We start from the raw sequence: 6,687 nt of genomic DNA on the forward strand, positions 1-6,687 counted from the left end.
AGTAACAGATTCAGTGACTGACACTCCGCATTCGCGAGCAAGCCCGCTCCCACATTCGATTGGGTTTCCAAGCAAAATCAGCACTACCGACTTTAACTAATAACAAGGACACCCCATGCGCGCACTCGCCTCCCTGAGCCGCTTCGTCGGCAATACCTTCGCCTACTGGGTGCTGATTTTCGCGGTGCTCGCGTTCCTCGAACCCAGCTGGTTCATCGGCCTGAAAACCGCCATCGTGCCGCTGCTGGGCCTGGTGATGTTCGGCATGGGGCTGACCCTCAAGATTGATGACTTCGCCGAAGTCGCCCGCCATCCGTGGCGCGTGGCATTGGGCGTGGTCGCGCACTTCGTTATCATGCCGGGTGTGGCCTGGTTGCTGTGCCAGGCCTTCCACCTGCCGCCGGAAATTGCCGTCGGCGTGATCCTGGTGGGTTGCTGCCCAAGCGGCACCTCGTCCAACGTCATGACCTGGCTGGCCCGTGGCGACCTGGCGCTGTCCGTGGCCATCGCCGCCGTCACCACCCTCCTCGCCCCACTGCTCACCCCGGCGCTGATCTGGCTGCTGGCCTCGGCCTGGCTGCCCGTATCGTTCATGGAGCTGTTCTGGTCGATCCTGCAAGTGGTGCTGCTGCCGATCGTGCTCGGCGTAGTGGCCCAGCGCGTGCTCGGCGAGCGCGTGCGCCATGCGGTAGACGTACTGCCGCTGGTGTCCGTGGTGAGCATCGTAATCATCGTCGCGGCGGTGGTTGCCGCGAGCCAGGCGAAAATCGCCGAGTCGGGCCTGCTAATCATGGCCGTGGTCATGCTGCACAACAGCTTCGGCTACCTGCTGGGCTACTTCACCGGCCGCGTGTTCAAGCTGCCACTGGCACAGCGCAAGTCGCTGGCGCTGGAAGTCGGCATGCAGAACTCCGGGCTCGGTGCCGCGCTGGCCAGTGCGCACTTCTCGCCATTGGCGGCGGTGCCGAGCGCGCTGTTCAGCGTGTGGCACAACATTTCCGGGGCGTTGCTGTCGACCTACTTCCGCCGCATGAGCGAAAAGGAAGACCGGCGCATACTGGAAAACACCCCGCAAACTTGATCGCCGGCGCATTGTTCGGCACTCTAGCGAGCTTCGCGGGGACGACCCCGCGACGCTCTCAAGCGCCTAATCCGGGGACGACCCCACGTCTATAGAGAGAGGGTCAGCATGTCCTGGATCATTCTGTTTTTTGCCGGATTGTTTGAAGTGGGCTGGGCCGTCGGCCTGAAATACACCGACGGCTTCAGCAAGCCACTGCCCACCGCCCTGACGATTGCCGCCATGGCGGTCAGCCTGGGGTTGCTGGGGTTGGCCATGAAGGAACTGCCGCTGGGCACTGCCTATGCGATCTGGACCGGAGTGGGTGCGGTGGGCACGGTGATTGCCGGGATTATCCTGTTTGGGGAGTCCATGGCGTTGTTTCGGTTGGCCAGTGTGGCGTTGATTATCTGTGGGCTGGTTGGGCTCAAGATCAGCACCTAGGCCACTACCGCTATCGCAGGCAAGCCAGCTCCCACACCAGACCGCGCTCGACAGAACAACTCGGTCAACTGTGGGAGCTGGCTTGCCTGCGATGGCGCCAGCCCACTCAACACAACCCTACCTGACACTCCCCCGCAACCCACCCACAACCTCCTGCAACCTTGCCGGCGTCGGCTCTTGCACTGGCTCCCCCGCCACCAACACCACCCGCGACCAAATCCGGTGAAACAACCCTTTCTTCGGATCGCGACTGAAAAAACTCCCCCACAACCCCTGCAACGCCATCGGAATCACCGGCACCGGCGTCTCTTCCAGAATCCGCGTCACCCCACCGCGAAACTCGTTCATCTCGCCATCGGCCGTCAGTTTGCCTTCCGGGAAGATGCACACCAACTCGCCGTCCTTCAGATACTGCGCAATCCGCGTGAAGGCCTTTTCGTAAATCTGGATATCTTCATGGCGCCCGGCAATCGGAATCGCCCCGGCCGTGCGGAAGATAAAGTTCAGCACCGGCAAACGGTAGATCTTGTAGTACATGACAAAACGAATCGGCCGACGCACCGCGCCGCCGATCAACAACGCATCGACAAACGACACGTGGTTGCACACCAGCAACGCCGCGCCTTCATCTGGAATCGCTTCAAGATTGCGATGCTCCACGCGGTACATGGAATGGCTGAGCAGCCAGATCATGAAGCGCATGGTGAACTCGGGGACGATGCGGAAAATGTAGGTATTCACCGCAATGTTGAGCAGCGACACCACCAGGAACAACTCGGGGATCGACAGCTTGGCCACGCTGAGCAGCAGGATCGACACGACGGCCGACACCACCATGAACAGCGCGTTGAGAATGTTGTTGGCGGCGATCACCCGCGCACGCTCGTTCTCGGCGGTACGTGACTGGATCAATGCATACAGCGGCACGATATAGAAGCCGCCAAACACCCCCAGCCCGAGGATATCGAACAACACCCACCACGCCTGGCCGTAACTGAGCACGGCCAGCCAATCGTTGGCCTGCACGTTTTGCGGGAAGCCGCCGGAGTGCCACCACAGCAACAGGCCGAACACGGTCAAACCGAATGAGCCGAACGGGACCAGGCCGATTTCCACCTTACGCCCGGAAAGTTTCTCGCAAAGCATCGAGCCAAGGGCGATGCCCACCGAGAACACGGTGAGGATCAGCGTCACCACGGTTTCGTCGCCGTACAACCATTCCTTGGCGTAGGCCGGGATCTGCGTCAGATAAATCGCACCGACAAACCAGAACCACGAGTTGCCGACGATGGAACGCGAAACGGCTGGCGTCTGCCCCAGGCCCAGGCGCAAGGTGGCCCAGGATTCGCTGAAGATATTCCAGTTCAAACGCAGCCCCGGGGTAGACGCCGCCGCCCGCGGAATACTGCGGCTGGCGAGGTAACCGAGCACGGCCACGCCGACAATCGCCACTGCCACCACTGGTGCGTAATGGGTCGACGACATCATGATCCCAGCGCCAATCGTACCGGCCAGAATCGCCAGGAACGTGCCCATTTCCACCAGGCCGTTGCCGCCCACCAGCTCATCTTCGTGCAGGGCCTGGGGCATGATCGAGTACTTCACCGGGCCGAACAGCGCCGAGTGGGTGCCCATGGCAAACAAGGCCAGCAGCATCAGTTCCAAGTGGTTGGTGAGGAAACCCGTGGCACCCACGGCCATGATGACGATCTCGCCGATCTTGATCGCGCGGATCAGCGCATCCTTGTTGAATTTCTCGCCAAACTGCCCGGCCAGCGCCGAGAACAGGAAGAACGGCAGGATAAACAGCAACGCGCACAGGTTGACCCAGATCGAGCGGTCACCGTCGATGGTCAGCTTGTAGAGAATGGCGAGGATCAGCGATTGCTTGAAGATGTTGTCGTTGAAGGCGCCCAGCAACTGGGTAATGAAAAACGGCAGGAAGCGCCGTGTGCGCAGCAAGGTGAATTGCGAGGGGTGGCTCATCGTCCGTGTTCCTGCGTGGCCTGTTTTTTTGTAAAAGCATTCAGGCCACGACTTTACCTAATCCGGCTTACTTATTCGCTAGTCCTGCAATACACGGCGAAACAAAAAGCTCACCTTTATAGGCGCCCTGCACGGTGCGCTTGGCGACGATTGCCCACATCAGCGCCAATGCCAGCACCAGCACGCTGCCAAACACACTGAAGAAGCCCAGGTGCAACACGCTCGCCAGCTTCAATGTGGCCAGGGCATACACCCCCAACGGAAAGGTGAAACCCCACCAGCCAAGGTTGAACGGGATGCCGGCACGCAGGTAACGCAGGGTGATAAGCACCGCGATCAGCATCCACCACAAGCCGAAACCCCACAGCGTGATGCCGGCCACCAGGCCCAGGCCGTTGGCCATCTCGCCGACGCCGGGCAAGCCATTGGCGGCAAAGATCGCGGGAGCATCGCCGCCGAGCAGCAACATGCCGAGGGCACCGGTGCCGATGGGGCCGAGGGCCAGCCAACTCGACGCGGCCATATTGGCGTGGGGCAGTTTATGCAGGGCCATGCGCAGCATCAGGATGGTCAGGATGCTGAACGCCACCGGCAGGGAAAACGCCCACAGCACGTAGCTGGTCACCAGCATGATAAGTTGCGCGTGGGCATCCGCCAGATGCGGCGCCAGCAAACCGCCACTAGCAGCGGCCACTTCGGCAGCCACCACCGGCAACAGCCACACGGCGGTCATCTGGTCGATGCTGTGTTCCTGGCGGGTGAACATCATGAACGGGATCAGCACGCCGCACGCCAGGGCCATCGCCACATCGAGCCACCACAGGGCTTCGGCCAGCGGGATGACATCGCTGCCCCAGCGCGGCAAGCCAAACAGCAGCAAGCCATTGAGAATGGTCGCCAGGCCCATGGGGATGGTGCCGAAGAACATCGACACGGTGGAGTGCCCGAAGATCCGCCGCGCTTCGTGGAAGAACATCACCCAACGGGCGGCGTACAACACGCTGAACAGCACAAACAAGCCAATGGTGAAAAACCACAGCGCCTCGGCGATGGCCTGCACACCCGGCAGGTTGACCGGCAATTGCGCCAGGGCCAGCGCCAGCACGCCGGTGCCCATGGTCGCGGCGAACCAGTTGGGGGTGAACTGGCGAATCACTTCCCGAGGTCGGGTCAGGTGACTGAAAGGTTTGTAGCTGATGGTATTCGAGCAAGTCATGATGGCAATCCTCCTCCTCGCATGAGGTTAAGACCATGGTAGAACCGAATCGAATATCTATATAACGGGTAATTTCTCTAACTGTTATCTGTTTTACCTATAAGCGAGTTACGCGATCCCTGCATCAGCAAACCAGCCAGGGCACTCAGGGACAGCAAGATCAGCACAACGCCGTAGCCATCGGTCGTGGCGATCAGGCCGAAACTGCGGATCAGATTGCCCGCCAGCAGCGACGGCAGGCAGAACGCCAGGTAACTCAACACATAGAAAGCCGACATCAAACCCGCCCGTTCGTGGGGCAGCGCCAGGGGCACCACACTGCGCAATGCACCGAGGAAGCCCGCACCAAACCCACTGCCCGCAATTAGCGTGGCGATGAAAAACAGCGGCAGGCTGGCGCTGTGGACCGCTGTGAGGATCAACGCCACGCCGACTGCCAGCAGGCCAGCGCCCAGCCGCAGAACCTTGTCAGCCGGACGATTGCGCAGGCTGAAAATCATCAGCGCGCCGCTTAAAGTCAGCACCGCCACCAATCCGCCACCGATCAGGTTGGATGTAGAACCCGTCGCCGCCCGCACCAGCGACGGCGCCAGCGACAGATAGAACCCGCCCATTGCCCACACCGCCACGTCCACCGGCAACGACAGCCACAACGCGCGCCGCGCTTGAGGCGGCACATGCAAGGTCGGGCGCAATGAGGCCAGTGCGCCGGGGATGCGGCTGACGGTTTCCGGCAAGCGCCACACGTATATCGCCTGTAGCAACATCAGCGCGAACAGCGTCCAGTAGATCATCTGCGTCGGCAGCGGCGCGAACTCCACCAGCAGGCTGCTGCCCATCGCCCCACACGCCATGCCCAGCAAAGGCGCCACGCTGTTGACCAGCGGGCCTTGCTGGCGGTCGGTGTCGAGCAACGCCGCGCCGAGCACGGCGGTGGCCATGCCGGTGGCGAAACCTTGCAGCGTACGCGCAGCAATCAGCCAGGCCACGCTGCCTTCATTGATAAACAGCAACATCGCCAGCATATCCAGGACCAGCGCGGCGAAAATCACCGGCTTGCGCCCCAGGTGGTCCGACAGCGAACCCACGGTCAACAGCGCCGCTAGCAGGCTGATGGCGTAGACACCAAAGATCAGCGTGAGCATGCCGGCGGAAAAATGCAGGCCTTCCTGATACAGGTGATACAACGGCGTCGGCGCGCTGGAAGCGGCGAGAAACGTCAGCAAGGTAAGCGCAAGGAACACCAGGCTGGAACGGTTAGAAGGGTTGCTGGACATGGGTACGCTCCGCTAAAGCTAATATTTTGCTTTTGCAGAGTGTGCGACTGGCCGGCGCTTAAAGCAAATTCTTTGTGTTAAGGTCGCAAACATGGCGATAAAAGAAGGCCTCCGCCCGGGGGGCCGTAGTGCCCGGGTCCAAGAATCTGTCCATTCGGCGGTGCGCGAACTGCTCGAAGCCCACGAGCGTTCCAGCGTGACCGTACCGATGATTGCCGCGCGCGCAGGCGTCACGCCGTCCACTATTTACCGGCGCTGGGGCGACCTGTCCGCCCTGCTGGCCGACGTGGCCCTGGCGCGCATGCGCCCCGACAGCGAGCCGGCCAATACCGGCAGCCTGCGCGGCGACCTGCAAGCCTGGGCCGAGCAGTACCTGGATGAGATGAGTTCAGAACCGGGGCGCAACATGATGCGCGACGTGCAATGCAGCCAGACACCGGGGTATTGCGTGGCGCTGATTGGCGGGCAGTTGCAGGTGATTGTGGAGCGTTATCCAGACAGCCCGGCGCCCAGCGTGGAGCGGTTGATTAACCTGCTGGCGGCGCCGACGGTGTTCAGGATTTTGTTTGCGGATGGGCCGTTGCAGGTGGGAGAGCTGCATCAGCTGATCGAGTTGGCGCTGAAGCAATAACAGCCCTACACAAAACCCAATGTGGGAGCGGGCTTGTGTGGGAGCGGGCTTGCTCGCGAAAGCGGTGGGTCAG

The 6,687-nt window shown here is 61.4% G+C and carries 6 protein-coding genes; 3 read left to right on the top strand and 3 right to left on the bottom strand.

Annotated features, from left to right (window positions below; all coding sequences use genetic code 11):
• Positions 1-115 precede the first annotated feature (115 nt).
• Together NUV89_RS26410 and sugE are read left to right on the top strand one after the other, a co-directional pair.
• Positions 116-1,081 carry a bile acid:sodium symporter family protein gene (locus NUV89_RS26410; protein ID WP_257783634.1) on the top strand — a complete coding sequence of 322 codons (966 nt, stop codon included), beginning with the start codon at positions 116-118 and terminating at the stop codon, positions 1,079-1,081.
• A 108-nt stretch (positions 1,082-1,189) separates the two neighbouring features.
• Positions 1,190-1,504 (top strand): quaternary ammonium compound efflux SMR transporter SugE, encoded by a 315-nt coding sequence (sugE, locus tag NUV89_RS26415; protein WP_005786698.1) that lies wholly within the window; start codon positions 1,190-1,192, stop codon positions 1,502-1,504.
• A 117-nt stretch (positions 1,505-1,621) separates the two neighbouring features.
• Here the strand turns inward: sugE and NUV89_RS26420 are convergent, their stop codons facing one another.
• The 3 genes from NUV89_RS26420 to NUV89_RS26430 form a co-directional block, all read right to left on the bottom strand.
• Positions 1,622-3,490 carry an MFS transporter gene (locus tag NUV89_RS26420; RefSeq protein ID WP_257783635.1) on the bottom strand — a complete coding sequence of 623 codons (1,869 nt, stop codon included), beginning with the start codon at positions 3,488-3,490 and terminating at the stop codon, positions 1,622-1,624.
• 67 nt (positions 3,491-3,557) lie between these two features.
• Entirely contained in the window at positions 3,558-4,706 is a 1,149-nt protein-coding gene (locus tag NUV89_RS26425; protein ID WP_257783636.1) for a TDT family transporter, read from the bottom strand.
• Between the two features lie 77 nt (positions 4,707-4,783).
• A complete protein-coding gene (locus tag NUV89_RS26430) occupies positions 4,784-5,983 on the bottom strand; it encodes an MFS transporter (RefSeq protein ID WP_257783637.1) in 1,200 nt (399 codons plus the stop codon).
• A 91-nt stretch (positions 5,984-6,074) separates the two neighbouring features.
• Between NUV89_RS26430 and NUV89_RS26435 the strand changes: the two genes are divergently transcribed.
• On the top strand, positions 6,075-6,614 hold the full coding sequence (locus tag NUV89_RS26435; protein WP_257783638.1) for a TetR/AcrR family transcriptional regulator: 540 nt from the start codon (positions 6,075-6,077) through the stop codon (positions 6,612-6,614).
• Positions 6,615-6,687 lie beyond the last annotated feature (73 nt).

It is taken from the genome of Pseudomonas sp. 18.1.10 (genome assembly GCF_024655625.1).
Taxonomy (GTDB): Bacteria; Pseudomonadota; Gammaproteobacteria; order Pseudomonadales; family Pseudomonadaceae; genus Aquipseudomonas.

Excerpts from the sequence above, each read along its gene's own strand:
- sugE (WP_005786698.1), top strand. The coding sequence starts at position 1,190 with ATGTCCTGGATCATTCTGTTTTTTGCCGGATTGTTTGAAGTGGGCTGG.
- NUV89_RS26435 (WP_257783638.1), top strand. The coding sequence starts at position 6,075 with ATGGCGATAAAAGAAGGCCTCCGCCCGGGGGGCCGTAGTGCCCGGGTC.
- NUV89_RS26420 (WP_257783635.1), bottom strand. The coding sequence starts at position 3,490 with ATGAGCCACCCCTCGCAATTCACCTTGCTGCGCACACGGCGCTTCCTG.
- NUV89_RS26410 (WP_257783634.1), top strand. The coding sequence starts at position 116 with ATGCGCGCACTCGCCTCCCTGAGCCGCTTCGTCGGCAATACCTTCGCC.
- NUV89_RS26430 (WP_257783637.1), bottom strand. The coding sequence starts at position 5,983 with ATGTCCAGCAACCCTTCTAACCGTTCCAGCCTGGTGTTCCTTGCGCTT.
- NUV89_RS26425 (WP_257783636.1), bottom strand. The coding sequence starts at position 4,706 with ATGACTTGCTCGAATACCATCAGCTACAAACCTTTCAGTCACCTGACC.